This window comes from Ruegeria sp. CDSA079 (genome assembly GCF_059612245.1).
In genome coordinates this window covers 64914-90410 of record NZ_JBXWQF010000018.1, presented here as the reverse complement: position 1 = coordinate 90410, position 25497 = coordinate 64914, and the positions used below count along the sequence as shown (strand labels likewise).

The 25497-nt window shown below is 57.9% G+C and carries 23 protein-coding genes and 2 tRNA genes; 9 read left to right on the top strand and 16 right to left on the bottom strand.

The annotated features are described in order from the left end of the window. Both AC2FJZ_RS17205 and AC2FJZ_RS17200 read right to left on the bottom strand, forming a co-directional pair. Nucleotides 1-75 (bottom strand) — tRNA-Asn (locus AC2FJZ_RS17205). Nucleotides 76-150: 75 nt separating this feature from the next. Then, nucleotides 151-1065: an MBL fold metallo-hydrolase gene (locus tag AC2FJZ_RS17200; RefSeq protein ID WP_496779139.1), complete on the bottom strand. Its 915-nt coding sequence runs from the start codon at nt 1063-1065 to the stop codon at nt 151-153. Between the two features lie 44 nt (nt 1066-1109). On the opposite strand from AC2FJZ_RS17200, the gene AC2FJZ_RS17195 reads away from it, so the two are divergent. Both AC2FJZ_RS17195 and AC2FJZ_RS17190 read left to right on the top strand, forming a co-directional pair. Continuing rightward, a complete protein-coding gene (locus AC2FJZ_RS17195; protein WP_496779137.1) occupies nt 1110-2429 on the top strand; it encodes an ATP-binding protein in 1320 nt (439 codons plus the stop codon). Between the two features lie 97 nt (nt 2430-2526). Beyond that, nucleotides 2527-3063 (top strand): hypothetical protein, encoded by a 537-nt coding sequence (locus AC2FJZ_RS17190; RefSeq protein WP_496669727.1) that lies wholly within the window; start codon nt 2527-2529, stop codon nt 3061-3063. A gap of 154 nt (nt 3064-3217) precedes the next feature. On the opposite strand, the gene AC2FJZ_RS17185 is transcribed toward AC2FJZ_RS17190, so the two are convergent. After that, nucleotides 3218-3294: transfer RNA gene (locus AC2FJZ_RS17185), tRNA-Ile, on the bottom strand. 106 nt (nt 3295-3400) lie between these two features. Between AC2FJZ_RS17185 and purM the strand changes: the two genes are divergently transcribed. From purM to rnd, 3 genes are all read left to right on the top strand, one after another. Next, a complete protein-coding gene (purM, locus tag AC2FJZ_RS17180) occupies nt 3401-4447 on the top strand; it encodes a phosphoribosylformylglycinamidine cyclo-ligase (protein ID WP_496669729.1) in 1047 nt (348 codons plus the stop codon). Next, nucleotides 4444-5040, top strand: coding sequence for a phosphoribosylglycinamide formyltransferase (gene purN / locus AC2FJZ_RS17175; RefSeq protein ID WP_496779135.1), 597 nt, complete (start codon nt 4444-4446; stop codon nt 5038-5040). The genes purM and purN overlap by 4 nt, the downstream gene beginning before the upstream one ends. Nucleotides 5041-5153: 113 nt before the next feature. Next, nucleotides 5154-6311: a ribonuclease D gene (rnd, locus tag AC2FJZ_RS17170; protein ID WP_496779134.1), complete on the top strand. Its 1158-nt coding sequence runs from the start codon at nt 5154-5156 to the stop codon at nt 6309-6311. A 6-nt stretch (nt 6312-6317) separates the two neighbouring features. On the opposite strand, the gene AC2FJZ_RS17165 is transcribed toward rnd, so the two are convergent. Continuing rightward, nucleotides 6318-6848: a hypothetical protein gene (locus AC2FJZ_RS17165; RefSeq protein ID WP_050602332.1), complete on the bottom strand. Its 531-nt coding sequence runs from the start codon at nt 6846-6848 to the stop codon at nt 6318-6320. Nucleotides 6849-6988: 140 nt separating this feature from the next. Here AC2FJZ_RS17165 and AC2FJZ_RS17160 point away from each other — a divergent pair, with 140 nt between their 5' ends. After that, a complete protein-coding gene (locus tag AC2FJZ_RS17160; protein WP_496779132.1) occupies nt 6989-7399 on the top strand; it encodes a SufE family protein in 411 nt (136 codons plus the stop codon). Between the two features lie 2 nt (nt 7400-7401). Here the strand turns inward: AC2FJZ_RS17160 and AC2FJZ_RS17155 are convergent, their stop codons facing one another. Together AC2FJZ_RS17155 and AC2FJZ_RS17150 are read right to left on the bottom strand one after the other, a co-directional pair. Beyond that, the gene (locus tag AC2FJZ_RS17155; RefSeq protein ID WP_496669737.1) at nt 7402-8061 is read right to left on the bottom strand and encodes a DUF1638 domain-containing protein; all 660 of its coding nucleotides are present in this window, start codon (nt 8059-8061) and stop codon (nt 7402-7404) included. A gap of 275 nt (nt 8062-8336) precedes the next feature. Further along, nucleotides 8337-9035, bottom strand: coding sequence for a corrinoid protein (locus AC2FJZ_RS17150; RefSeq protein ID WP_050602335.1), 699 nt, complete (start codon nt 9033-9035; stop codon nt 8337-8339). Between the two features lie 273 nt (nt 9036-9308). Here AC2FJZ_RS17150 and AC2FJZ_RS17145 point away from each other — a divergent pair, with 273 nt between their 5' ends. Next, the gene (locus AC2FJZ_RS17145) at nt 9309-10376 is read left to right on the top strand and encodes a PA0069 family radical SAM protein (RefSeq protein ID WP_496779130.1); all 1068 of its coding nucleotides are present in this window, start codon (nt 9309-9311) and stop codon (nt 10374-10376) included. Nucleotides 10377-10641: 265 nt separating this feature from the next. Here the strand turns inward: AC2FJZ_RS17145 and gltA are convergent, their stop codons facing one another. Together gltA and gltX are read right to left on the bottom strand one after the other, a co-directional pair. Then, complete coding sequence (gene gltA / locus AC2FJZ_RS17140; protein ID WP_496669740.1) at nt 10642-11937, bottom strand: citrate synthase; 1296 nt, start codon at nt 11935-11937, stop codon at nt 10642-10644. 122 nt (nt 11938-12059) lie between these two features. Beyond that, a complete protein-coding gene (gene gltX / locus AC2FJZ_RS17135; RefSeq protein ID WP_496779143.1) occupies nt 12060-13460 on the bottom strand; it encodes a glutamate--tRNA ligase in 1401 nt (466 codons plus the stop codon). Nucleotides 13461-13538: 78 nt separating this feature from the next. Between gltX and AC2FJZ_RS17130 the strand changes: the two genes are divergently transcribed. Then, nucleotides 13539-15587 carry a ComEC/Rec2 family competence protein gene (locus tag AC2FJZ_RS17130; protein WP_496779128.1) on the top strand — a complete coding sequence of 683 codons (2049 nt, stop codon included), beginning with the start codon at nt 13539-13541 and terminating at the stop codon, nt 15585-15587. Here AC2FJZ_RS17130 and lexA read toward each other — a convergent pair. The 6 genes from lexA to AC2FJZ_RS17100 form a co-directional block, all read right to left on the bottom strand. Next, complete coding sequence (gene lexA / locus AC2FJZ_RS17125; protein WP_496779126.1) at nt 15581-16279, bottom strand: transcriptional repressor LexA; 699 nt, start codon at nt 16277-16279, stop codon at nt 15581-15583. The two genes, AC2FJZ_RS17130 and lexA, sit on opposite strands and share 7 nt — an antisense overlap. 78 nt (nt 16280-16357) lie before the next feature. Next, nucleotides 16358-17530 (bottom strand): molybdopterin molybdotransferase MoeA, encoded by a 1173-nt coding sequence (locus tag AC2FJZ_RS17120; RefSeq protein ID WP_496779124.1) that lies wholly within the window; start codon nt 17528-17530, stop codon nt 16358-16360. Next, the gene (gene moaC / locus AC2FJZ_RS17115; RefSeq protein ID WP_496779122.1) at nt 17527-18000 is read right to left on the bottom strand and encodes a cyclic pyranopterin monophosphate synthase MoaC; all 474 of its coding nucleotides are present in this window, start codon (nt 17998-18000) and stop codon (nt 17527-17529) included. Before moaC ends, AC2FJZ_RS17120 begins: the two co-directional genes overlap by 4 nt. Further along, nucleotides 18000-18812, bottom strand: coding sequence for an indole-3-glycerol phosphate synthase TrpC (gene trpC, locus AC2FJZ_RS17110; protein WP_496779120.1), 813 nt, complete (start codon nt 18810-18812; stop codon nt 18000-18002). Before trpC ends, moaC begins: the two co-directional genes overlap by 1 nt. Next, nucleotides 18809-19828, bottom strand: coding sequence for an anthranilate phosphoribosyltransferase (gene trpD / locus AC2FJZ_RS17105; RefSeq protein ID WP_496779118.1), 1020 nt, complete (start codon nt 19826-19828; stop codon nt 18809-18811). The genes trpC and trpD overlap by 4 nt, the downstream gene beginning before the upstream one ends. Next, the gene (locus AC2FJZ_RS17100; protein ID WP_496779116.1) at nt 19825-20406 is read right to left on the bottom strand and encodes an anthranilate synthase component II; all 582 of its coding nucleotides are present in this window, start codon (nt 20404-20406) and stop codon (nt 19825-19827) included. The genes trpD and AC2FJZ_RS17100 overlap by 4 nt, the downstream gene beginning before the upstream one ends. Before the next feature lie 199 nt (nt 20407-20605). Here AC2FJZ_RS17100 and AC2FJZ_RS17095 point away from each other — a divergent pair, with 199 nt between their 5' ends. Beyond that, entirely contained in the window at nt 20606-22021 is a 1416-nt protein-coding gene (locus AC2FJZ_RS17095; protein ID WP_496779114.1) for a divergent polysaccharide deacetylase family protein, read from the top strand. A 72-nt stretch (nt 22022-22093) separates the two neighbouring features. On the opposite strand, the gene trpE is transcribed toward AC2FJZ_RS17095, so the two are convergent. Both trpE and AC2FJZ_RS17085 read right to left on the bottom strand, forming a co-directional pair. Continuing rightward, nucleotides 22094-23605 carry an anthranilate synthase component I gene (trpE, locus tag AC2FJZ_RS17090; RefSeq protein WP_050602347.1) on the bottom strand — a complete coding sequence of 504 codons (1512 nt, stop codon included), beginning with the start codon at nt 23603-23605 and terminating at the stop codon, nt 22094-22096. 11 nt (nt 23606-23616) lie between these two features. Next, nucleotides 23617-25458: a peptidylprolyl isomerase gene (locus AC2FJZ_RS17085; RefSeq protein ID WP_496779112.1), complete on the bottom strand. Its 1842-nt coding sequence runs from the start codon at nt 25456-25458 to the stop codon at nt 23617-23619. Nucleotides 25459-25497: the final 39 nt, after the last annotated feature.

Sequence of the window (25497 nt, the reverse complement as noted above, 5' to 3'; positions counted from 1 at the left end):
TGGCTCCGGCGGTAGGGATCGAACCTACGACCAATTGATTAACAGTCAACTGCTCTACCGCTGAGCTACGCCGGAACTGAGGCGCGTATAGCAACCCGGATTCCCGGCGTCCAGAGGGGAAGCGCGCGAAGCACGAAAAATTTTTTCATGTCATGCGACGCGATGAAAAACCGCTGTGGCAGAAATCTCGCCGCGTGGAAGAACCATGTTTTTCCCATTCAGGTCAACAAGATGAGCGAAGACATTGCGTTCTGCAGCAGGCAACAGGGCGACGGGTGTTTCGATATAGATACGCTCGGCCAGTTGTCGGGCTGTGCCCTCTGCCTGTTCCAGAGCCGACAGAATCTGTGCCTCGCGGGATTGCCTGTGTTTGATCAGCCATTCCAGACGGCCAGCCGGGTCTGTGATCGGCGCCCCGTGCCCTGCATGAAAAACGGACCAGTTCCGGGCACGCAGGCGGTGGCAGGCTGCCATGAAATCCGTCAAATCTCCGTCCGGGGGGGAGACCAAGGAACTGGCCCAACCCATCACGTGGTCAGCCGTGAAACAGGTGTCGTGCCAGCCCAGTGCGATGTGATTTCCCAGATGACCCGGGGTGTGAATGACCTCCAGCTGCCAACCATCACCGTCAATGACCTCGCCGTCTGCAAGCTCCACATCTGGACGAAACGCGAGGTCGATACCTTCGCCGCCGCCCGTCATGCCTTGTGCGACCAAACGGGTCATGACTTCGCTACGGCCAGCTTCAGGTCCGCCAAAGGCATAGATCGCTGCGCCCGTCCGCGCCGCCAGGGGGGCAGCAAGGGGCGAGTGATCCAGATGCGTATGCGTCACGATGATGTGGCTGATTCTTTGCCCGGGAGTCACAGCATCTAGAATCGCGTTCAGATGCGCCTCATTTTCGGGGCCGGGGTCGATCACCGCGATGTCTTCGTCGCCCAGCAAGTACGTGTTGGTGCCACGATAGGTCATGGGCGAGGGATTCGGGGCCAGAATACGCCTCAGCCCCGGTTGCAGATCGACCGCAACACTTGCGGGTGGATTGAAATTGTCAGGTGCCTGCATTCTGTGCTCTTCCTCTTGTCCGGGCGGCCCGCTAGGTTTAGCCCATGTCCTCGCAATGGCTCAAACCCTATCTGCCTCGTAGCCTCTACGCCCGGGCAGCCCTGATTCTGGTTCTGCCGGTGATCGTGCTGCTTCTGGTGGTGGGCGTTGCGTTTATCCAGAAGCATCTGGAAGACGTCACAGGCCAGATGACACGCGCGGCGTCGCGTGAAGTGACTTTGATCACGACCGTGATTGAGGATACCGAGACCCAGCAACAGGCAATGGCGGCCATGCGCCCCGATTTGCAGGCCCTTGAAATGAAGGCACGGTTTCTGGGCCTGAACGAAGAACCGATGGTTGGTGCGCGGCGGTGGTATGATTTCATCGCGCCGCAGGTTCAGGCCGACCTAATAGCGAATCTACCCGATCTGGTGGCGGTTGCCCTGCCGACCAGCCGCGAGGCACGGGTGTATGTTCAAACACATCTGGGAGTGCTGGAACTGACCTTTGACAGGCGTAGATTATCCCCAGTCGCGCCGCATCAGTTGATCGTTACAATGGTGTTTTTTGCCTTCATCATGACAACGATTTCCTTTCTTTACATGCGCAACCAATTGCGGCCGATCACGCGCCTTGCCGATGCCGCGCAGGCATTTGGGCGCGGGCGGGTGGTGCCGTATTCTCCTGGTGGCGCTATTGAGGTCCGCGCGGCTGGACATGCCTTTCTGGATATGCGCGCCCGGATTGAGCGGCAGATAGAACAGCGGACGCTGATGTTGTCGGGGGTCAGTCATGACCTGCGCACGCCCTTGACGCGGCTTAAGCTAGGCTTGTCGATGTTGCCCGAAGAGGACGCTGCGCCCTTGCAGCAGGATGTGACCGAAATGCAGTCTTTGATGGATGCGTTTCTGGATTTCTCGCGCGGGGCTTCGGAAGGCCCCCCTGAAGAGGTGCAGCCAGACGCGTTCATCCGTCAGATCGTGGAAGACTCAAAGCGAGCAGGGCTTGAGGTGGAGTTGACCCAGACCGAGGGGCAGGGGACCGTCATGCTGCGCCCTGTAGCCATTCGCAGGGCTGTTGAAAACCTGATCGGAAACGCGGTGCGGTATGGCACCCGAGCTGAGGTCAGCCTGACGGTGAACCCGAAATCCTTGCGTATCCGCGTTGAGGATGACGGCCCCGGCATTCCGATCGAGCAACGCACCGAGGCGGTCAAACCTTTCACGCGACTTGATCCGGCGCGGAATCAGAATCAGGGCAGTGGCGTGGGCCTGGGTCTTGCCATTGTCGCGGATATCGCGCGCGCCCATGGCGGAACGTTGCGGCTTGCTAAGAGTGAGCGTTTGGGCGGGCTGTGCGCGGATATTATCATCGGGCGATAGCCGCACCTGCCGCTGCCAAAAAAAGCATGCAACTTTGTGATTTTGTCTGATCATGTCATTCTGACCCCGTTTTCAAACGGCGTGGGGTTCAGGGAAAATGATTAAAGCAGCTCTCAATAACTTCGAGAAAATAGTCGTTACAGTCACATCACTGTTTGCACTTGTTCCGATTACTCAGTTTGCACGGGAAGCCGAAGACCGAAAATTCGAACGTATGGCCAGTTTCATTGCGCTTGGCGACACCTGCAGCAATTGGATGCAGGAAGAAGTGATTCAGGGAATGGCGTTTGAACTCAAGCATTTTGTCAAAGAGGACGTGGATGAGCTGGCACCGATTCCAGTTCAGGTTCGGGCCAACCAGGTGATTTATTGTTCCTATGTCATGGATTATTTCCAGGCCGAGTTTGCAAAAGTCTATGGCCCGCCTGATCCGGACCCGGACTATTTCGAACCGACTGCAGATGAATACTTAACCATGCTGTATGACGCGTCACATTGGTCCGTTCCGATCGATTTTGAAGACTATCTTGTGACGGTCAGAAACCTGCCGCAATCGGCCGGGACACATACGTTCTACGATACACGAAGTCCCTGGTGGCTGGCTGAAACCGTGGAAGAGTTTTTGGAATACTAATGCCAGCAGTTTATCCCGCAGAAGTGTTGCAGGGCGTTCCGAATTATGGGGCGGGTTTGAAATAAACCTGATTTTCTTAGATTTCGGAGTCCGCCGTAGTGGTAGCTCTTCGAAACGAAATGAAACTTATTATGTCAATGTGTTTAGCGGATTTTGGTAGGCCCGGCAGGACTTGAACCCGCAACCAAAGCGTTATGAGCGCTCTGCTCTAACCAATTGAGCTACAGGCCCGCCTCGGCGTCTTGCTATCACGGTGAACGCCCACGTCAAGCCTGACCGTTGCAAGATGTTGCACAATAGACTAACCCGCCCGCAAAGCATTCATGAGGGACCAGCCATGACAGCGGGTAAGAACGGAATCACCTATGCCGATGCAGGCGTGGACATTGACGCAGGCAACGCTCTGGTCGATCGGATCAAGCCTGCCGCCAAGCGGACCAACCGCCCCGGCGTGATGAGCGGTCTGGGTGGCTTTGGCGCGCTGTTCGACCTGAAAGCTGCGGGGTATCAGGACCCTATTCTGGTTGGTGCAACAGATGGCGTGGGTACCAAACTGCGGATTGCGATTGATACCGGCGTTGTGGATGGGGTTGGCATCGACCTGGTAGCCATGTGCGTCAACGACCTGATCTGTCAGGGGGCTGAACCGCTTTTCTTCCTCGACTATTTCGCCACCGGCAAGCTGGACACCGACACGGCAGCGCGGATCATCGAAGGAATTGCCGAAGGCTGTGCGCAGTCCGGTTGCGCTTTGATCGGTGGTGAGACCGCCGAGATGCCGGGCATGTACCCCGACGGCGATTTCGACCTGGCCGGGTTTTCGGTTGGTGCGATGGAGCGCGGTGCGGATCTGCCCGCAGGCGTGCAATCTGGTGACGTGCTGCTGGGTCTGGCCTCGAACGGGGTGCATTCAAACGGCTATTCGCTGGTGCGCAAGCTGGTCGAGCTGTCGGGGCTGGGCTGGGATGCGCCGTCGCCCTTCGGCGAAGGCACTCTGGGTGAGGCTCTGCTGACACCCACGCGTCTTTATGTCAAACCGGCTTTGGCTGCCGTCCGTGCGGGCGGTGTGCATGCGCTTGCCCACATCACAGGTGGCGGTCTGACCGAAAACCTGCCGCGCGTTTTGCCCGAAGGACTGGGTGTCGAAATCGATCTGGACAGCTGGCAACTGCCGCCTGTCTTTAGCTGGATGGCGCAAACTGGTGGTATTGTTGAAGCCGAAATGCTCAAGACCTTCAACTGCGGCATCGGCCTGATTGTGGTGTGCGAGGCAGGCAAAGCGGATGATCTGTCGACCTTGCTGTCCGACGCCGGTGAGACCGTCGCGCGGATCGGCACCGTGTCTGAGACGCCCGGTGTTGCCTACTCGGGCAAACTGCTGTGAGCCACAAGCGCGTCGCGATCCTGATTTCCGGGGGCGGGTCGAACATGGTGTCGCTGGTCGACAGCATGACCGGCGATCATCCGGCGCGGCCTTGTTTGGTGCTGTCTAACGATGCACAGGCGGGCGGGCTCAAAAAAGCTGCGGACCGTGGCATTCCGACCGCAGTTGTTGATCACCGACCCTTCAATGGGGACCGCGCCGCTTTTGAGGCTGAGCTTTTGAAGCCCCTGCAAGACGCACAGCCTGACATCGTGTGTCTGGCGGGCTTCATGCGCGTACTGACAGGGGGCTTCGTGTCTCGGTTTCAGGGTCGGATGCTGAACATCCACCCCTCTTTGCTGCCGAAATACAAAGGCTTACATACTCATGCCCGTGCCATTGAGGCAGGGGATATCGAACATGGGTGTTCCGTCCATGAAGTCACAGCAGCGCTGGACGATGGCCCGATCCTGGGGCAGGCGCGGGTGTCTGTTGAACCTGATGATACCCCGGATACGCTGGCTGCGCGGGTGCTGATTTGGGAGCATAAGCTTTACCCCGAAGTGCTGCGGCGCTTTGCAGAAGGCAACAGGTCGTCCATCCTGTTGCCCTGAACCTGCTCTGGGTGATTTACACCCGCCCGAAAATCGGCCTATGGTCGTCGTTAACGCTCGGGACGAAGAAAAAACGGGCAGTCACAAAAGCAAGAGCGATACTAGTACGGCGCATGAAAACCCTGACGACGACGCAAGAGCTGGCCGATTTCTGCAAGGCCGCTGCAGGCTATCCATATATCACAGTCGATACCGAATTTCTGCGCGAGCGGACGTATTATTCCAAGCTTTGCCTTGTGCAATTGGCGGTCCCTTCCGAAGACGAAGACAGCGCGGTTCTGGTCGATCCGTTGGCCGATGATCTGTCGCTTGAACCGCTTTACGAGCTGTTCCGCAACGAGGATGTGGTCAAGGTATTCCATGCTGCCCGTCAGGATCTTGAGATCTTCTGGGTAGAAGCCGGTGTGTTTCCCAACCCTCTGTTCGACACACAGGTCGCAGCGATGGTCTGCGGCTTTGGTGAACAGGTCGGGTATGAAACGCTGGTGCGCAAGATTTGCAAGCAAGGGGTCGACAAGACCTCTCGGTTCACGGATTGGTCCCGTCGCCCTCTCACAGATGCACAGAAAACGTATGCGCTGGCCGATGTGACCCATTTGCGCAAGATTTACGAGCATCTGGCGGCAGAGCTGGAAAAGACCAGACGCAGCCATTGGGTGGGGGAAGAACTGCGCACGCTGACTCAGCCTGCCACTTATGACATTCGTCCGGAAGAAGCGTGGAAACGGGTCAAGACGCGGACAAATTCGGCCAAGTTTCTGGCTGTCATACGGGAACTTGCACAGTTTCGCGAATCCTATGCGCAGGAAAACAACGTCCCGCGAAACCGCGTATTCAAAGACGATGCCTTGGTTGAGCTGGCGTCAACCAAACCCAAGACGCTCTCGGATCTGGGCGGATCGCGGCTGTTGCTGCGCGAGGCGCGCAAGGGCGCGATTGCCGATGGCATTCTGGCCGCTGTCAAACGTGGGGTGAATTGCCCGGCAGACAAGTTGCCCATTATCGACACGTCGCGCGACAAGCTCAAGGTCAACCCGGCTTTGTCTGACTTGTTGCGGGTTTTGCTGAAATCCAAAACCGAAAGCTCGGGCGTGGCTGCCAAGCTGATCGCCACAAGCTCTGAGCTGGATCAGATTGCTGCTGGAGAGCGGGACCTGCCCGCTATGTCCGGCTGGCGGTTCGAGGTCTTTGGCGAGGACGCGCTGAAGCTGTGCGACGGCAAGATCGCACTGGCGGCCAAGGGGCAGGCGGTCAAGGTTGTATCGCTTTAACGGCGGTTAGCGCCGCCGCGATTCCAATGCGTTCTGTTGCCCGACAACACGTACCAAGCGAATACCTTCAAGGTCCTGGCGACTGACATTTACGGCGTCCGACACCATACGCGTGCGTTCGGAGCCCTGCGGTGTTTGCGCGCCGGGATAGGTCACGCGAAACACAAACTCCATCGTGCCATTTTTCTCGTTCTCTTCTGAATTCACACGAACCAGTCGCGCATTGTACGCACCCTGACGGACGGCTGTTCCAGCAGCATAGATGATCGCCCCGTTTGGCGTTGGGTCGATGCGCAACTCGTCAATCTGGCCGATTGGAATGCTGGTATCTTCGGCATCAGGACGTGAAAACAGGCCTGTTCCCTCTCGTTGCTTGGGTACAAGGATGTCGGCAGCATTGGGGTCGGAGGGTACGTCAGCCTCTACCGATCTGCTGGAGCCAAACCAATTCGACGGGTTCACCCGAGAGTCACGCCAGCCGCTGCAAGCAGTCAGGGTCAGCGTGGCGATGATGAGAACGGACAGAGATTTTTGCATGGACCCACAGCTTTTCACACGAATTCAGACAATGGGTTAGCGCAATTTCCTCGCGTTGAAAAGGCACCGCAGGGGGTGGACAGAGTGTAGTCGTCGGCATAGGTCACTGTTTGTATCGCAACCGAAAGGATCGCCGCACCATGGCCACGCCCGCCTTTGAGGACATTGTCGAAGATTTCGAGTTTCTGGAGGACTGGGAAGATCGGTATCGCCATGTCATCGAGCAGGGCAAGGCGATGGAACCGCTGGATGACGCGCTTAAGGTTCCGGCGACAAAGGTGCATGGGTGCGCCAGTCAGGTTTGGCTGCATCCCATGATCGTCTCCGGTACCTTCAAATTCGATGGCGACAGCGATGCCCTGATCGTACGCGGGCTGATTGCTGTCCTTCGGTCTTTGTATAACGGTTTGCCGGTGGCCGAAGTTCCCGGTGTCGATGCCGGGGCCGAGCTTGCGCGTCTGGGGCTGAACGATCACCTGTCGGCGCAGCGATCCAACGGTCTGCGCGCTATGATCGAACGCATTCGTAAGGTGGCCCAGGAAAACGCTTAAGGTCAGGTCGGGCGGTTTGCCCAATCTGACAATGTGGTTTCAAGATCGCCATAACCGGTAAAGCGACGCTCGAACTCCAAACCCATCTTGTCCGCGCATTGGCGCGCGCGTTCCGTCAGTTCAGGGCTGTCGATCTGCGCTTGATAGATCAGTTTGGTGTAGTTGCCGAAATACATATCCCGCAGTTCCGGGTGGCGATCCAGGCCCAGCGGTTTCCAGACAAAGGCGTCAAATTGCCTGGCCAAAAAGTCGGTCAGGTAGAAAGCTGTGGTTTCGTCTTCGCCGCGCGCGTCGAAGGCTTGGTTGCCTTCGAAAAAGGAATAGCAATGGGGACCTTTCACCATCTCGACTCCAAGTTTTTCGCAGGCTTGCTGCAATAGGCCACCGGTTCCGCAGTCGGCGTAGACCACATAGATTTTGTCGAACTGGTCACGGTGCTTGGCCACCGCGTCTTCCACCGCCTGCGTAATCCGTTCCGGATGGACATGCAGAATGGCGGGCAAGCAGGTCAGCGCAATATGATCCCAGCCGTTGCGCGATTTGATATCCAGAATCTCTTTGGCCAACGCCCCGCAGGCGATCAGCAGGATGCGACCGGAATCGGTGTTGGCATAGCCTTTGGTCGTCAGGCTGGCATCATCGGGCAGGGCGTCTTTTTGCATGGTGTGGCGTCCTCTGAGTTCTTCCAAGAAGAGGATGAATATCAAGCGCAGGCAAGCCCTGTTCCGACCTGTGATGGCAAGCTGCCGACCTCAGCGATCGAGCGTTGTCAGCAGAAGACAAGCAAATCGGTCGGATTTGCATAAACGTCGACCAAACGGTGCAGTCCCAAATTGAAGGTCTAGGGGCTTGCACTAAACATAGGCGGTTCTGCCTTCCAAAACGAGAAAGGGCCGCCCAAATGTGAACGGCCCTTTTCAAAAAAATCTCAGGCGGCTCAGCCAGCCAGCTGATTGTGCTTGCGGCCTACAAAGTCTTTTGCGGTTTCCACTGCAACCGCAGCGTCACGGCAATAGGCGTCTGCACCGATGGCCTTGCCAAACTCTTCGTTCAGCGGGGCGCCGCCAACCAGAACGATATAGTCATCACGCACACCTTGTTCGACCAACGTGTCGATAACCACCTTCATGTAAGGCATTGTGGTGGTCAGCAGCGCAGACATGCCCAGAATATCTGGTTGCTCAGTTTCAAGCGCTTCCAGATAATTCTCGACCGGGTTGTTGATTCCCAGATCGACAACTTCGAAACCGGCGCCTTCCATCATCATCGAAACAAGGTTCTTGCCGATGTCGTGGATATCGCCTTTGACGGTGCCGATGACCATCTTGCCGACGCGCGGTGCGCCTGTTTCTGCGAGCAACGGCTTGAGGATGAACATACCGCCCTTCATGGCGTTGGCGGCCAGCAGAACTTCGGGCACGAACAGGATGCCGTCGCGGAAGTCATGGCCCACGATGGTCATGCCACCAACCAGCGCTTTTGTCAGGATGTCATACGGGGTCCATCCGCGTTCCAGCAGGATGTTGGTGCTTTCTTCGATCTCTTCTTTCAGACCGTCATAGAGATCGTCGAACATCTGTTCGACCAATTCGTCGTCGTTCAGTTCGGACAGGATGATGTCTTCTTCGTCGGACATGGGGTATTCCCTGTGCTGGGCGGGCTATCGGCCCGTGGTGGCATTTTTATCGTTTTGGCCAAAACGTCGCATCCTGACTGTGACGATTGCGACGTCGGTCGTTTCGGGACCGACCTATAGGTCAAAAAATTGACCGGCTCGAATGAAAAATCTGCATGATTATCGTGCGCTCCGTTTGATCATGCCTGTTTTGGCTGGCGCATGGATGACTTGCACCGGACGGGTCGCAGGCGTATGTTCCGAATGAGAACAAACATAGAACAAGCTGTCGAAATGAGCGCCATACAAACTCCGAAAGCCAGAGGAACACGTTCGAACGCCGCCGGACGGTTCGAACGCTTTGCCACTGTCGCCGCCGATGACGGGTGGAAGAGTGACGAATCCCTGCCGCCTCTGCGCACTGAAACACGGGATGAGGTGGCGCGCAGTGCGATTACGTATAACCGGTCTCCGGATCTACCGTTTGACCGTTCCATCAATCCGTATCGGGGGTGCGAACATGGGTGTGTCTATTGTTTTGCCCGGCCCAGCCATGCCTATCTGGGTCTGTCCGCAGGGCTGGATTTCGAAACTCGCCTGACCGCCCGCCCAAACATGAACAGTGTGTTGCGCAAGGAATTGTCGTCAAAATCCTACAAGGTGGCTCCGCTGGCCATTGGTACAAACACCGACCCCTATCAGCCCATCGAGAAAAATCGCTTTATTACAAGGTCCTGTCTTGAGGTGCTGCGCGAATTCAACCATCCGGTCGCAATTGTCACCAAGGGTGCTCTGATCGAGCGGGATCTGGACATTCTGGCTGAAATGGCCAGCCATGGGCTGGTGCGTGTTGGGATCTCGCTGACCACTTTGGACGCAACTCTCTCGCGCCGGATGGAGCCTCGCGCACCGTCACCGGAACGGCGTCTGCGTATGATCCGCACTCTGACCGAGGCAGGGGTTCCGGTACGCGTCATGACTTCCCCGATTGTGCCAGGTTTGACCGATCATGAACTTGAGAACCTTCTGGAAGCGGGGCAGGAGGCCGGAGCAGATGCCGCCAGCTGGATCATGCTGCGGTTGCCACGCGAGGTATCACAGCTGTGGCAGGACTGGCTGGCAGAGCATGAACCAGCCCGTTCCGAGAAGGTCATGTCCAAGCTGCGCGACATGCACGGAGGGCGCGATTATGATCCCCGTTGGGGGCACCGAATGCGAGGTGAGGGTGTCTATGCCGGGATCATCGCGCAGAGATTCTCGAAGGCCTGCAAACGCCTTGGTTTGTCGGTCAAATCCGCACCGTTGCGTTGCGACCTGTTTGCCGTACCGCCACAGCCGGGGGATCAGATGCGTCTGTTTTGATTGGAAAGATCAGAAGCTTATGCCGCAGAGGTCGCAAAACGATGACCGAAACGGCCAGCAGTGCAGATCAGACGGACCAAACAACACGCGGTCAATCACACCAGGCCCCCAAGGCCCGAGATCGAAACTGTTTGAACCTTCGCGCTCTTCGACCCGGAAATTACTGATGCATGACTACACTTCGGCAACGCTGATGAGCAGCGGTCCAAAAAAAGACCCCGGTCAAACCGGGGTCTTTTTGTCAAATGAACTGCTCTGCGACGGATCAGCGGTTTTCGATATCCACGTAATCCCGCAGCGTCTCGCCCAGATACAGCTGGCGTGGGCGTCCGATCTTGTTCTGCGGATCGGCGATCATTTCTTTCCACTGGCTGACCCAGCCCACTGTGCGCGACAGGGCGAAAATCGGCGTGAACATTGAGGTTGGGAAACCCATCGCCTCGAGGATGATGCCCGAATAGAAGTCCACATTCGGGAACAGTTTCTTGTCGGCGAAGTACGGATCTTCCAGCGCTTCGCGCTCCAGCTCCTTGGCAACCTGCAGTTTCGGGTTGTCTTCAACACCCAGCAGATCCAACACTTCATCGGCCGATTGCTTCATGACTTTGGCGCGCGGATCGAAGTTCTTATAGACGCGGTGACCAAAGCCCATCAGGCGGAACGGATCGTTTTTGTCTTTGGCCCGAGCGATGTACTCGGGAATGCGATCAACTGTGCCGATCTCTTCCAACATCTCCAGACACGCCTGGTTCGCACCACCATGGGACGGACCCCACAGGCAAGCGATGCCGGCCGCGATACACGCGAACGGGTTTGCGCCCGAGGACGACGCCAGACGCACGGTCGACGTTGACGCGTTCTGCTCATGATCGGCGTGTAGGGTAAAGATGCGGTCCATCGCGCGGCTGAGGATCGGGTTCACCTCATATTCTTCGGCCGGAACGCTGAAACACATGCGCAGGAAGTTGGACGCATAGTCCAGATCGTTGCGCGGATATACGAAGGGCTGACCCGTGTGGTATTTATAGGCCCAGGCTGCAATCGTTGGCATCTTGGCGATCAGGCGATGCGATGCGATCTCACGTTGCTGCGGATCCGCGATATCGGTCGAGTCGTGATAGAAGGCCGACATCGCACCGACAACACCGACCATGATGGCCATTGGGTGCGCGTCGCGGCGGAAACCACGATAGAAATACTGCATCTGCTCGTGCAGCATGGTGTGACGAGTGATCGTGGTTTCGAACTTCTCCAGAGCCTTTGCCGCAGGCAGTTCTCCGTACAGCAGCAAATAGCAAACCTCGAGGAAGTGCGACTTCTCGGCCAGTTGGTCGATCGGATAGCCCCGGTGCAGCAGCTCGCCTTTTTCACCGTCGATATAGGTGATGGTGCTGTCGCAACTGGCGGTCGAGGTGAAGCCCGGATCGTAGGTAAAAACCCCGGCCTGACCGTAAAGCTTGCGAATATCGACAACGTCAGGGCCGGTGGTCGGGGAATGAACTGGCAACTCGTAATCTTTGCCGTGAACAGTCAGAGTGGCTGTTTTGTTGCTGTCAGTCATAGTTGTCCCTTCTTCATTCATGCGTACGCCGGACGGACCTCTGGCGATACGGGCAACGACTGCGCGCGGACGCGCAATCCGGGTGTTAACGGAGCAGCGTTACCCGTTTATGAAGGTTGGGTTTATTTCGCTGCCTCAGTGAGCCGCGCCAGGGTTTCATCCCGTCCCAGCACCAGCATCATATCAAAAACCGAAGGTGTAACGGCCCGGCCTGCCAGCGCAGCCCGTAGCGGGCCTGCCAACTTGCCGAACTTGAGCTCCTTTGACTCGGCAAAGGAATTCAGGACCTCCTCCAGTTCGTTCCGGGACCAGCTAACATTTTGCAACTGCGGCGTCAATTCCGACAGTATACCGTCGGATACAGATGCCAGTGCTTTTGTCGCCTTCTCATCGGGAGAAATTGGGCGTTCGGTCAGTGCAAAATGCGCTTTTTCAAGGAGTTCCGGGAAAGTACGTGCCCGATCCTTGAGGCAATACATCGCACGTTCCAGATCACCGGATTGTGTCGAGGTGAGAGCAGGAAGGTCCGCTGCCGCAAGGTAATCTTCAATTTCTTGCCGCAGTGCAGCATCATCAGAGATGGCAATATGCTGGCCGCAGAGATTCTCCAGCTTTTTCAGATCGAAACGGGCCGGGCTTTTGCCGATCCCGTCCAGATCGAACCATTCTTTTGCTTGGGCATCCGTAAAAAACTCGTCATCACCATGACTCCAACCCAAACGAGCCAGGTAATTACGCATTCCAGCCGCGGGATAACCCATGGCCTGATATTCCTGCGCGCCAAGCGCGCCATGACGTTTCGACAATTTCTTGCCATCGGGCCCGTGTATCAGCGGAATATGTGCCCAGACCGGAACGTCCCAGCCCATCGCCTCATAGATCATCATCTGGCGCGCTGCGTTGTTCAGGTGATCGTCGCCGCGAATAACATGGGTGACGCCCATGTCATGATCGTCGACCACCACCGCCAGCATGTAGACAGGTGTGCCATCCGAGCGCAGCAGGATCATGTCGTCCAGTTGATCGTTGCGGATGGTGACATCGCCTTGAACCTGATCACGGATGACGGTCGCCCCGTCCTGCGGGGCCTTGATACGGATGACGAACGGCGCATCGGGATGTGTCGTCGGATCGGCGTCGCGCCAGGGGCTTCGGAACAGGGTCGATCTCCCTTCGGCGCGCGCCTGTTCGCGGAAGGCAGCGATTTCCTCCTGAGTCGAGAAACACTTGTACGCCTTACCCTTGGACAGCAGTTGATGAGCAACCTCAGCATGGCGGCTTGCGCCGTCGAACTGGCTGATCACTTCACCGTCATGGTCCAGACCCAGCCATGCCATGCCCTGAAGGATTGCGGCAGTCGCTTCGGGGGTCGAGCGTTCGCGGTCGGTGTCTTCAATCCGCAACAGGAACTTGCCGCCACGGCCCCGAGCGTAGAGCCAATTGAACAGCGCGGTGCGCGCGCCGCCGATATGCAGAAAACCGGTGGGTGAGGGGGCAAAACGAGTGACGACCTGGTCGGACATGGTGGGGATTAACCTTTTGGTAACCGTATCTGGCATAGATTGACGCCTGTCTAACGAGCCCGAAGGACGGGGGCAACCATGCGTGTTCTTACACGGGTTGAGGCCGCGCTGCTGCACCAGACAGGGTACCTGTTCCCATGGACACCGGTCTTGCTGGCAACGGGAATTGGCCTGTATTTCAACATCCGGTCAGAGCCCGCGTTGCCGGAATACGCAGGTCTGGTCTGTCTGTGCCTGGCACTTATCGTTTTGCGCCGCTGGCTTCCGCCGGGGGTGGGGTCGTTGACCATCGGGGGGGCGCTGATCGCTGCCGGTTTCTGCCTGGCAGGTGCTCGCGCCCATATGGTGGCAGAACCGGTTCTGTCATGGCGATATTATGGCCCTGTCGAGGGGAGGGTCGTCGCCATGGATCGGTCTGCCTCGGATGCGTTGCGGTTGACGCTCGATCAGGTACGTATAGGGGACGTGCCGCAGGAGCGAAGGCCGCAGCGCATCCGTCTTTCCGTGCATGCCCCAACAGGATCAATCGCACCGGGGCAAAGGATCATGACAACGGCGCATCTGTCTCCGCCACAAGGCCCGGTTGAGCCCGGCGGGTTCGATTTCCGCCGCCATGCCTGGTTCCAGAGTTTAGGCGCGGTGGGGTACACCCGCGTCCCTGTTTTAACCATCGCGCCTGCGTCAGACGGGATCGAAGGCGTTCGGCTAACCGCCATACGCATGGCCATTTCCGAGCGCGTGAAAGAAGTTCTTCCGGGGGAAATCGGTGGTTTTGCTGCTGCTGTGACCACCGGAGATCGCAGTGGCATGGGACAAGAGACGCTGTCGTCGCTGCGGGCTTCAAATCTGGCGCATTTGCTGGCCATATCGGGGCTGCATATGGGGCTGCTGACAGGATTTGTTTTTGTGGCCTGCCGCATCGGTCTGTCGCTCATCCCACCGCTTGCGCTGCGGGTGCCAGTTCGAAAGGTGGCTGCTGTGTGTGCGTTGCTTGCCGCGACCATCTATCTGATGCTGTCCGGGGGAAATGTCGCCACCGAGCGCGCCTTTGTCATGGTCACGGTCATGTTGGGCGCCGTGCTGATCGACCGTCGGGCTATATCACTGCGTGCTGTGGCCGTTGCGGCGGTGATCGTCCTGATCCTCAGACCAGAATCACTGCTAAGCCCGGGATTTCAGATGTCATTTGCTGCCACCACCGCATTGGTCGCCGTGTTCGGAGCGCTGCGCGAAGTTGGTTCCATGCCCGGACCGAAATGGCTTAAACCGGCGGTGGGCGTTCTGATGTCCTCGGCTATAGCGGGGATAGCAACTGCTCCGATCGGTGCCGCGCATTTTAATACCATGTCGCACTACGGGCTTTTGGCGAACCTGCTCTCTGTTCCGGTCATGGGTTTGTTTGTTGTCCCCGCGGCGGTGGTTGCCGCGTTACTGGCTCCTCTGGGGCTCGAGGCGATTCCCCTGACGGTGATGGGTTGGGCCCTGAACTGGATATTGACAGTGTCGCATTGGGTTTCGAACCTGGATGGCGCACAGGGATATGTAGTTGGTCCGCCGTGGTACATTCTGCCTCTTATCGCTTTGGGCGCTTTGTGGACCGCGTTGTGGCAAGGACACGCGCGGTGGGTTGGGGCGGGGCCTGTTCTTGCGGGTTTTCTGTTGTGGACCGAAGGGCAACGTCCTGACGTCCTGATCGCCGAGACCGGAGGGTTGGTGGGGGTGATGACCGAACAAGGCCGCGCGCTGAGCAAAAACAAAGGCAGCGGGTTTGTCGCGACCGTCTGGTTGGAGAATGATGGGGACAGTGTCGATCAGTCTCAGGCGGCGCTCAGGTGGCCAGAGAAAAACGCGGTCCAACGCTATCTGCTGAAGGAGCAGGAAATAATCCACCTGACCGGGAAACGGGCGGCAAACGGATTTAAAGAATGCAAGGAAAACCAGATCATCGTCTCTGCCATAGCCCTTGATCTGCAAGGGTCATGCGGGGTGTTTGACCCGGATCGTTTGTATGAAACCGGCAGCCTTTCCGTTCTGGACGGTAAACTGGTATCAAGTGCTGAGCTCACCGGGCGCAGGCTCTGGTCCCCGAACCCTGCCGGGGACCTCCGTTCCAAGCGAAATCAGTAGGTCCGGATCAGGCCCACAAGGCGGCCTTGCACCTTGACCTTATCCTCGGGCAGCACGCGCGTCTCGTAGACCGGGTTGGCAGCCTCGAGCGCGATGGCGTTGCCACGGCGAAAATACCGCTTCAACGTGGCTTCCTGATCTTCGACCAGCGCAACCACGATGTCGCCGTTGTCTGCGGTCGAAGTTTCCCGGATTACCACCACATCACCGTCGTTAATACCCGCGTCGATCATCGAGTCACCGCGGACCTCCAACGCGTAATGCTCACCCTTGCCGGAGACCATGGGGCCGGGGACGGCAACATGGTGCGAGACATGGCTGATGGCTTCAATCGGAACACCGGCTGCGATCCGGCCCATGACCGGCAGCTCCAGCGCGTCTACCGAAACAGGTTCAACATTGGCAGGGCGGCGGCCTTCCGGTTTGTCACCTTCGATCACACGGGGCGTGAACCCGGTAGTGGGTTCACCACCAAGGCTTTCAGGAAGTTTCACAATCTCAATAGCACGGGCGCGATGGGCAAGGCGGCGGATAAACCCGCGCTCTTCCAGCGCGGTGATCAATCTGTGGATGCCGGATTTCGACCGCAGATCAAGCGCGGCCTTCATTTCGTCGAAACTGGGCGGAACACCGTCCGCCTGCACGCGTTTGTGGATGAATTCCAGCAAATCCAATTGCTTCTTGGTCAGCATCGCTCACACCTCGTCGCTCATACGTTTTCTTTTGTTCTACGCATGTTCACGTTTTGTGTCAATGGATTTGAGAACATCTCAGATGGGCAGGTACTGAACCGTTTCTCCGATTTTTCGGGCGGGATCGTGCGGTTGGCGCAGCAAAAGCGCGTTGGCCTGCGCCAGAACGCTGAGAAGCGAGCTGTCTTGATCCGCGCAAGCCGCAATGCCCGTTTCGCTCAGAACCGCGCGCATATAGTGCTCTCGCGGTCCGTTTTTCAACAAAGGCTCCGCGAGTTGCGCGGTACGGAAAGGTGGAACCACGTGGTCCAGCCCCAGCATCCGGCGCACCATTGGAGCCAGAAACAGATAGCCGCAGACCATGGCGCTGACCGGATTGCCCGGCAGACCGACCATTGCCGTTTCGCCGATACGTCCGGCCATCAGCGGTTTTCCCGGGCGCATTCGGATCTTGTAGAAGGACCGTTCCATCCCCAATCCCTGCGAAACATCCGAGACAAGGTCATAGTCACCAACAGACGCACCGCCGATTGTCACGACAAGATCGGCCCCATGCGCCAGGCCAAACGCGGTTTCAAGCGAGGAAACGGTATCGCGCGCAATGGGCAGAACCCGCACCGTTGCCCCCAAGCCTTCAAGCAACGCCCGCAGGCCGAATGTGTTCGAGGCGATGATCTGATCCTGACCGGGCTCTTCCCCTGGCATAACCAGCTCATCACCGGTCGAGATCAGGGCGATCACCGGTTTGCGCGCAACCGCAACGCGCGGGGTGTTCATTGCGGCCATCAGGGCCACATCCTCGGCACGGATCAAACGCGGCGCTGAAATGGTTGTGCCAATTTCAAAATCGACGCCGGCAGGACGGATATTGGTTTTAGGGCCCGGATCGTCGGTGATAGTGATCAGGTCTCCACGGCGGTCAGTATCTTCCTGTATCACCACAAAGTCCGCGCCCTCGGGCACTGGCGCACCAGTGAAGATGCGCACAGCCTGACCGGGGCCGACTTGGCCGTCAAACCGATGGCCCGCTGCGGATTCGCCGACAACCTTAAACATGGCGTGCAGCTCAACTTCGGCGGCTTTCACCGCATACCCATCCATCGACGAAGCGGCGAAAGGTGGCTGGTTCCGTCCCGCCACAACATCCTGCACCAAAACACGCCCGGCGGATTGTGCCAGAGGAACCTCTTCCGAAGGTAAGGGGTCCACCAGATCGAACAGCAGGGCGCGTGCCTCTTCGACCGTTATCATTTTGCCTCGTAACGCCCTGATTTTCCGCCGTCTTTCAATAGAACACGGATTCTGCCAATCTCCATCGCCTTGTCGACAGCTTTGGTCATGTCGTACACCGTCAATGCGGCGGTTGAGACAGCGGTCAGGGCTTCCATCTCGACACCTGTCTGTCCCGAGGTTTTGACCGTGGCCTCGATCTGAACACCCGGCAGATCGGGATCAAGCGTCAATTCGACTGCCACTTTTGTAACAGGCAAAGGGTGGCACAGGGGGATAAGGTCTGGTGTTTTTTTTGCTCCCATGATGCCGGCCAGACGGGCAATGCCAAGGACATCACCCTTTTTTGCGCGGCCTTCTGAAATGATTTCAAAGGTTTCCGCTGCCATCTTGATGTGCCCGGCGGCAACGGCGACACGGTCGGTCACGTCTTTGTCCGACACATCAACCATATGCGCCTGACCTTGCGCGTCAAAATGGGTCAGCGGCATCACATCACTCCGGGGATCAGAGGGTTGGACAGGATATGACGCGTGGCGGCCTCGACATCGTCCTGACGCATCAGGCTTTCACCGATCAAGAAGCAACGGGCGCCATAGCGCGCAATGTCCTTCAAGTCATCCGGCGTTCCCAGACCGCTTTCACAGACAATGGTACGGTCTGCAGGCACCAGTTTGGACAAGCGCCGCGTGGTGTCGAGTGTGGTCTCAAAAGTTTTGAGATTGCGGTTGTTGATGCCGATCAACGGGCTTTTCAACTGGGCCGCGCGTTCCAGTTCCGCTTCGTCATGCACTTCGATCAGAACATCCATCTCCCAATCGAAGGCGGTCTGTTCCAACTCAGCCGCCTGATCGTCGCTGACGGATGCCATGATGATCAAAATACAATCAGCGCCCAGGGCGCGGGCTTCGACCACTTGATAGGGGTCATACATGAAATCCTTGCGCAAAGCGGGCAGGGATGTCGCCTCGCGCGCCTGCGTCAGGTATTCCTTTGCGCCTTGGAAGCTGGGGGTGTCGGTCAGCACGGACAAACATGCAGCGCCCCCGTCCTCATACGCTTTGGCCAGTACAGGCGGGTCGAAATCCGGGCGGATCAGACCCTTGGATGGGCTGGCTTTCTTGACCTCGGCAATCAGGCCATAGCCTTGCCGGGATGCGGATTGCAAAGCTTTCGCAAAGCCACGGGTTTCTGATGCGGCCCGCGCCTCACCTTCCAGTGTTTCCAGTGTTTTTTGTGCCTTGACGGCTGCGACCTCTTCCAGCTTGTAGGCTTTGATCTTGTCCAGAACGGTCTCGGTCATGCGGCTTCCTGTGTCTTGCGGGCCAGAGCGGCGATTTTGTCTTTGGCTTTGCCGCTGTCGATGCTCTCGGCGGCCATGGTGACACCTTCGCGAAGATCGTTTGCAGCTTCGGCCACGACCAAAGCAGCAGCCGAATTCAGCAGCACGGCGTCACGATAAGCGGACGGGGCACCATCCAGCAGTGCGCGGAAAGCCACTGCGTTTTCTTCCGGAGTTCCGCCGATTATATCCTCGAACGGATGAACCGGCAGACCAGCGTCTTCGGGGTGCAGTTCAACCTCTTTGATCGTGCCGTCTTCCAGTGCAGCGACCCAGCTTATGCCTGTGATCGTGAGTTCATCCGTCCCGTCCGAGCCGTGCACCAGCCACGCGCGGTCTGAACCCAGCAGACCAAGCGTTTCGGCCATCGGGCGGATCAGGTCGCGACTGAACGCGCCGGTCAATTGCCGTTTGACGCCAGCGGGATTGGTCAGGGGGCCAAGAATGTTGAAGATCGTGCGCGTTCCCAGCTCCTGGCGTGATGGCATCACATGGGCAATGGCCGGATGATGCATCGGGGCCATCATGAAGCCAATGCCGACGTCTTTCAAAGCGTTCTCAACAACTTGCGGACCAACCATGACGTTGATACCCATCTGACCCAAAGCGTCCGCCGCGCCGGATTTTGAACTCAGGTTGCGATTGCCGTGTTTGGCGACCGTGACTCCAGCACCGGCGACGACAAAAGCTGTCGCGGTCGAAATATTCAGAGTGCCTTTTCCATCTCCGCCCGTGCCCACAATATCCATCGCCCCGTCGGGTGCCGACACGGCGTTGCATTTCGAACGCATCACGGCGGCGGCTGCGGCGTATTCGTCGACTGTCTCGCCGCGTGTCCGCATGGCCATCAGCAATCCGCCGATCTGGCTGGGCGTGGCTTCGCCCTCGAACAGAATGGCAAAGGCTTTTTCAGCTTCATCACGAGTCAATGGACGATCGGCAGCGGCCCCGATCAGCGGTTTAAGCGCGTCGCTCATGCGGGGACTTTCAGTTCTTGCAGGAAGTTCTTGAGCAAGGCGTGACCATGCTCGGATGCGATGGACTCAGGGTGGAACTGCACGCCGTGGATGGGCAGTTCCTTGTGTTGCAGACCCATGATGGTGCCATCTTCCAGCTCGGCCGTAATCTCAAGGCAGTCGGGCAGGGTTTCGCGTTCCACGATCAGCGAATGGTACCGCGTTGCCTCAAAGGGCGAGGGCAAACCGGCAAACAGGCCTTTACCTGTGTGGTTCATGGTGCCCATTTTGCCGTGCACGATCTCGTGGCAGCGCACCACTTTACCACCAAAAACCTGACCGATGGTCTGGTGGCCAAGGCAAACCCCCAACAATGGTGTTCTGGTTTCAGCGGCAGCTTCGGTCAGCGCAAGGCATATCCCCGCCTGATCCGGGTCGCAGGGGCCCGGGCTCAGCAGTATTCCGGCGGGGTTCATCGCCATCGCTTCCTGCACATCCAGCGCATCATTTCGGCGAATGACCATTTCGGCACCAAGTTCGCCTAAATAATGTACCAAATTGTAGGTAAACGAATCGTAGTTGTCGATCAGCAGCAGCATATGGGCACTTATCTTCGCTTGGGCATTTCAGGCTGGCGATGCAGCCCCGGGCCACGGTATAATGTCCGCACATACATGCTCAGGCTTGAGCGGCAGCGTCAAGAGGACATACCGTTTCTGACGCGTCCTATTGGCCGAGCGCCACATCAGATGGCGCAGAGCTGGACGAGGCAGAGAAAAGAGGCGAAAGGCAGGAAATATGGGCGGATTCTTCGGAGGAATGATCGCTGGGGCGATCGTTGTTTTGATCTTGGGCGTGGTCGTGTCGCTTAAGACGCCGATGGTCAATACGCCGGTTGTCTCAACCCAAGCGCCGGCACCGACGATTTCTGAAACACCTGAGGCGCCGACTGAGGTGGCCGAAGCGGTTTCTGATGCCGATCTGGTGGAACTGGCGCCCAGTGCGCTGGAAGTCGCCGATGACGCGACAGAGGAATTGGCCGATCTATCGGGGCTGGAATCGTCGTCAGATACTCAGCCGGTTGTTGATGAGGCAGCTGAGGTCGTGGACGAACCCGAGGCCGCAGATGTAACTGAAGTGTCCGTTGTGACCGAAGCACCCGCTGCTCCGCCGGAACCCAGCCTGGCCCCATCTGTTCCGCAGGACGAAGCTGTACCAGCCGTGATCGACGATACACCAACCCCGCCCACGGAAGAACCCGAGACAACAGAGGTTGCACTTCTTCAACCGGAACAAGACCCTTTGCCACAAACGGCGGATACCGAAGAGGAAAACCCGTTTGAAAGCAGCCCGATTGCGGTGGAAGGGGATGAAGACACTTTGCCACGCAAGTTGCCGCGCATCGCAGCACTGCCCCAGATCGGTAGTGAACAGCAGGCAAGCGTCAGTTCAACGGTTGGAACACGTGTGGTTCCATTGACAGAACGGGATGGTGATCCGGTGGTCGAGGAAGCCTCGGCAGAACAACCAACACCATCGGGCAAGCCAATCGAACGCTATGCGGTAAAGTTTGAAAACCCTGAATCCAAACCGTTGATGTCCATCATTCTGATCGATGACGAAGGCGCGTTCGGGACCGAAGCACTGCAGGATTTTCCATATCCGATCAGCTTTGCCGTGAATCCTTCTGACCCTGATGCAGCGGAAAAGATGGCGCGGCACCGCGCGGCCGGGTTTGAAGTCATGGCCCTTGCTGATTTGCCTGAGGCGGCGACCGCTCAGGATGCCGAGGTTTCCCTGTCTGTCTGGCTGGATACTCTGCCCGAAACCGTCGGCATTCTGGAAGGGGTGAACAGCGGAATTCACGGCAACCGCAAACTGGCTGATCAGGTTGCAGAAATTGCCGCCGGGACTGGCCGGGGATTGATCACGCAGGACAACGGGTTGAACACCGTGCAGAAACTGGCAGCCCGAAACGGTACGCCATCGGGTGTTGTGTTCCGTGATATAGATGGCGCGCGTCAGGACCCTAAAGTCATGCGTCGTTTCCTGGATCAGGCGGCGTTTCGCGCCGGGCAGGAAGGCGCTGTGGTCATGCTGGGTCGGGTGCGCCCCGAAACGATCTCGGCCCTGTTGCTTTGGGGGCTGGAAGACCGGGGTAGCCGCGTGGCCATGGCTCCGATTTCGGCGGTCATGATGAAACAGGTACAGTAATCTGCACGTCGCGAAATCGAAGTCGTATCGAAAAAAGGGCGGCGATCTTCTGATCTGCCGCCCTTTTTCCGTTTAGCTGTTTCCGTTGCCCGTGAAACGCGCGGCATCTGCCGCCGCTCGTCGGATTGCGTTGGATTTATGGACAGTTTCCATGAATTCGGCCTCTGGGTTACTGTCGTAAACAACACCGCCACCTGCCTGGATATAAAGCTTGTGATCTTTCACGATGGCTGTGCGCAGCGCGATACACATGTCCATGTCGCCACCCGCGCTGAAATATCCGACGCCACCGCCATAGATGCCGCGTTTTTCGGGTTCCAACTCGTCAATAATCTCCATCGCGCGCACTTTGGGCGCGCCGGACACTGTTCCCGCTGGCATTCCCGCAAAAAACGCGTCCAGCGCGTCTTTGTCTTCGGCCAGCTCACCCACCACGTTTGACACAATATGCATCACATGGCTGTAGCGTTCGATGATGAACTCTTCGGTTGGACGCACGGTGCCGATCTTGGAAACACGGCCTGTATCGTTGCGGCCCAGATCCAGAAGCATCAGATGCTCGGCAAGTTCTTTCTTGTCGGCCAGCAGATCCAGTTCGTTTGCCTTGTCTTCTTCGGGCGTCGCGCCCCGGGGGCGGGTGCCTGCAATGGGGCGAATGGTGACTTCACTGCCAAACACACGCACCAGAATTTCGGGGCTGGCACCCACGACCTGAAAACCGCCGAAGTTGAAGTAGAACATGAAGGGCGACGGGTTGGTGCGCCGCAACGAACGGTAGAGCGCAAAAGGCGGCAGAGGGAATTCCTGCGTCCAACGTTGTGCTGGCACGACCTGGAAAATATCACCTGCGCGGATGTACTCCTTGGCCTTTTCAACCGCTTCCATATAGCCGGATTTGGTGAAGTTCGACACTGGCGGAGCAACCTCGCGCGCATCCCCCAGATCGCGGGTCTCTGCGGGCATGGCACGTTCCAGATCGCGTACCCCATCCATCACACGCTCGGCGGCCTGAGCATAGGCAGCCTTGGCCGATTGCCCATCGGACGCCCAGACGGGGGACACCACGGTTACCTCACCTTTGACACCGTCCAGAACCGCAATAACGGAAGGGCGCAGCATGATCGCATCGGGCAGTCCCAAAGGATCGGGGTTCACATCCGGTAGGTATTCCACCAGCCGCACCATGTCATAGCCCAGATACCCAAACAGCCCGGCGGCGGCCTGCGGCAGGTCGTCGGGCAGGTCGATGCGGCTTTCGGCCAGCAAAGCGCGCAGGTTGTCCATCGGGTTGCCATCTTGGGCCGAAAATGCCTCGGCATCGAACCGGGCTGAGCGGTTCAATTCAGATGTTTCACCACGACACCGCCAGATCAGGTCGGGTTTCATTCCGATGATCGAATAACGACCGCGAACCTCGCCACCAGTCACGGATTCCAGCATGAACGCATCTTTTTGCGCGCCGGTCAGCTTGAGCATCAGCGACACGGGCGTGTCCAGATCAGCGGCAAGCCGTGTATAGACCACCTGATTTTCGCCCGCTTCATAAGCGCGCGCGAAGGTGTCGAATTCGGGTGTCAGGGCCATATCGGTCTCGTTTAAAAGCTCGCCTGCACGGCGTTCAGTGCCTGTTGGTCGACGACCGGGCGCGCGCGTGTCTGTGCATCGCGCACGTAAGCGTTGAAAATATTCTGTGACAGGGCCTGATTCATCTGCGCAGACAGGGCTTCACGCAGCTGGCGCAGCTCGTCCGTGTCTGCAGGTGGCAAAACCTCGTCCAGACGCACCAGCAGGGCTGCACCGTTGCCACCAATGACGCGCAGCTCGCCAGGTTCCATCTGGAACACTTCATTCATGAAATCTACGGGAACGTCATCCAGAAACGCCGTGCGGGTCAGGGCGTTTTCCACGCGGAACGGCAGACCGGTGGTTGTAAAGTCTCCATCTGTGGCCAACTGAGTCAGAACCGCATTCGCCCGATTTTCGAGCGCCTTGTTGGTTTCGGCCTGAAGCCATGCGGCAGCCACACGATCACGCGCGCTGTCCAACGGCTCGGGGCGGCGCGGCAGAACCTCATTCAGGCGCAGGGCAAAGATTGACCCATCTTCGAGGAAGCCGATTTCCGGGAAATCACCGTCCTGCACCGCCTCGGCGGCGACGCGGAATCCGTCATAGGCAGCGACATCATCCGAACTCTCGCGGGTCCAGTCGATCTGACCCAGCTCCATTTCGGTCTCATCCGTCAGTTCTTCCAGCGTGGCGCCGCCAGCCAGCATATCGTTGATGTCTTCGGACTGTGCTTCGATCAGGCGGCGCGCGCGCTCGGCTGCCAGTTCTTCCCGCAAGGCCGGTTCTGCATCCTCAAAAGGCACATTATTCGCCGCCAGAGATCCGTTGATCCGGAACAGGGCCGGACCAAATACCGAAGGCAGGGGGCCGACAACAGAATCGAGATCAGCCGCAAAAACGGTATCCGCAGCCTCGCCCAGATCATCACGGGTTACATCGCCCAGATCGATATCGTTCAGTTCAAGATCGCGGTCGCGAACCAGTTGTTCGAAAGTGGTGCCGCCGACCTCGAGCTGCGCCTTGGCATCGTTGGCGGCCTGTTCATCAGGGAAGTTCAGGCGTTCCACCAGGCGGCGTTCGGGTTGATTGTATTCGTCAGAACGATCTTCATAGAGTTTCCGCAGAGCTTCTTGATCCACCTCAACGCTGTCGATCAGCATTGCGGGCGACAGGATCGCATAGGTCAGCTGCTTGGTGCGGGGCAGGGTGAACTGATCTCCGTTTTCATCATAAAAAGTCTGAACTTGCGCCTCGGTCGGTTCGGCAACCGGGGCCTCCAGAGCTTCGGTGCCCACGGTCGCAACCGTGAAGCTGCGCCGCGCGCCGATGTAATCCGTCATCGCATCTGTCAGAGTCGCAGGCATCGCGACGCCACCCATGATCGCGCCCTGCACGATTGTGCGCGCCGATTCTTTGCGCAGATCCGTTTCAAACTCGGAATCAGTCATGCCAACCTGTTCCAGCTGAAAACGATAGGCTTCACGGTCAAAGCTGCCGTCCACACCCTGAAAGGCCTGGATTCCAACGATCTCTTGCTGCAGATTCTCGTCCCCAATGGAAATACCAAGCTGGCCGACTTCGTTGTCCAAAGCCGCCAATGCGGTCAGACGGGCAAGGGCGTTCTGATCCAGTCCAAGGTCACGCGCCTGTGACATTTGCAAGGGCTGGCCGGATTGTGCTTCGACTGCGCGGATTTCACGCTGCAACTCGCGCACAAACTCTTCGACCGAGACACTTTCATCGCCCACTTGCGCGACGGTTCGAACCGTACCGCTGAGATTGGTGGCGCCAAAGCCCGCTAGGCCCAGCATCAGCAGGCCCATCAGAATCCAGACAAAGGTTTTCGAAAGACTTTTTGCGCCTGCGGCCATAGTGCCCTCTTGTTTTTGCGGCAGCGTTCTGCCCTGTCG

What these genes read in the sequence shown, in the direction of transcription:
- AC2FJZ_RS17150 (WP_050602335.1), bottom strand. Translation starts at nt 9,035, where the DNA reads ATGTCCGACGAAGAAGACATCATCCTGTCCGAACTGAACGACGACGAA.
- AC2FJZ_RS17130 (WP_496779128.1), top strand. Translation starts at nt 13,539, where the DNA reads ATGCGTGTTCTTACACGGGTTGAGGCCGCGCTGCTGCACCAGACAGGG.
- AC2FJZ_RS17160 (WP_496779132.1), top strand. Translation starts at nt 6,989, where the DNA reads ATGGCCACGCCCGCCTTTGAGGACATTGTCGAAGATTTCGAGTTTCTG.
- lexA (WP_496779126.1), bottom strand. Translation starts at nt 16,279, where the DNA reads ATGCTGACCAAGAAGCAATTGGATTTGCTGGAATTCATCCACAAACGC.
- AC2FJZ_RS17165 (WP_050602332.1), bottom strand. Translation starts at nt 6,848, where the DNA reads ATGCAAAAATCTCTGTCCGTTCTCATCATCGCCACGCTGACCCTGACT.
- AC2FJZ_RS17120 (WP_496779124.1), bottom strand. Translation starts at nt 17,530, where the DNA reads ATGATAACGGTCGAAGAGGCACGCGCCCTGCTGTTCGATCTGGTGGAC.
- trpD (WP_496779118.1), bottom strand. Translation starts at nt 19,828, where the DNA reads ATGAGCGACGCGCTTAAACCGCTGATCGGGGCCGCTGCCGATCGTCCA.
- AC2FJZ_RS17155 (WP_496669737.1), bottom strand. Translation starts at nt 8,061, where the DNA reads ATGCAAAAAGACGCCCTGCCCGATGATGCCAGCCTGACGACCAAAGGC.
- AC2FJZ_RS17145 (WP_496779130.1), top strand. Translation starts at nt 9,309, where the DNA reads ATGAGCGCCATACAAACTCCGAAAGCCAGAGGAACACGTTCGAACGCC.
- AC2FJZ_RS17195 (WP_496779137.1), top strand. Translation starts at nt 1,110, where the DNA reads ATGTCCTCGCAATGGCTCAAACCCTATCTGCCTCGTAGCCTCTACGCC.
- AC2FJZ_RS17190 (WP_496669727.1), top strand. Translation starts at nt 2,527, where the DNA reads ATGATTAAAGCAGCTCTCAATAACTTCGAGAAAATAGTCGTTACAGTC.
- AC2FJZ_RS17100 (WP_496779116.1), bottom strand. Translation starts at nt 20,406, where the DNA reads ATGCTGCTGCTGATCGACAACTACGATTCGTTTACCTACAATTTGGTA.
- rnd (WP_496779134.1), top strand. Translation starts at nt 5,154, where the DNA reads ATGAAAACCCTGACGACGACGCAAGAGCTGGCCGATTTCTGCAAGGCC.
- AC2FJZ_RS17200 (WP_496779139.1), bottom strand. Translation starts at nt 1,065, where the DNA reads ATGCAGGCACCTGACAATTTCAATCCACCCGCAAGTGTTGCGGTCGAT.
- trpC (WP_496779120.1), bottom strand. Translation starts at nt 18,812, where the DNA reads ATGACCGAGACCGTTCTGGACAAGATCAAAGCCTACAAGCTGGAAGAG.
- moaC (WP_496779122.1), bottom strand. Translation starts at nt 18,000, where the DNA reads ATGCCGCTGACCCATTTTGACGCGCAAGGTCAGGCGCATATGGTTGAT.
- AC2FJZ_RS17095 (WP_496779114.1), top strand. Translation starts at nt 20,606, where the DNA reads ATGGGCGGATTCTTCGGAGGAATGATCGCTGGGGCGATCGTTGTTTTG.
- AC2FJZ_RS17085 (WP_496779112.1), bottom strand. Translation starts at nt 25,458, where the DNA reads ATGGCCGCAGGCGCAAAAAGTCTTTCGAAAACCTTTGTCTGGATTCTG.
- trpE (WP_050602347.1), bottom strand. Translation starts at nt 23,605, where the DNA reads ATGGCCCTGACACCCGAATTCGACACCTTCGCGCGCGCTTATGAAGCG.
- purM (WP_496669729.1), top strand. Translation starts at nt 3,401, where the DNA reads ATGACAGCGGGTAAGAACGGAATCACCTATGCCGATGCAGGCGTGGAC.
- gltX (WP_496779143.1), bottom strand. Translation starts at nt 13,460, where the DNA reads ATGTCCGACCAGGTCGTCACTCGTTTTGCCCCCTCACCCACCGGTTTT.
- gltA (WP_496669740.1), bottom strand. Translation starts at nt 11,937, where the DNA reads ATGACTGACAGCAACAAAACAGCCACTCTGACTGTTCACGGCAAAGAT.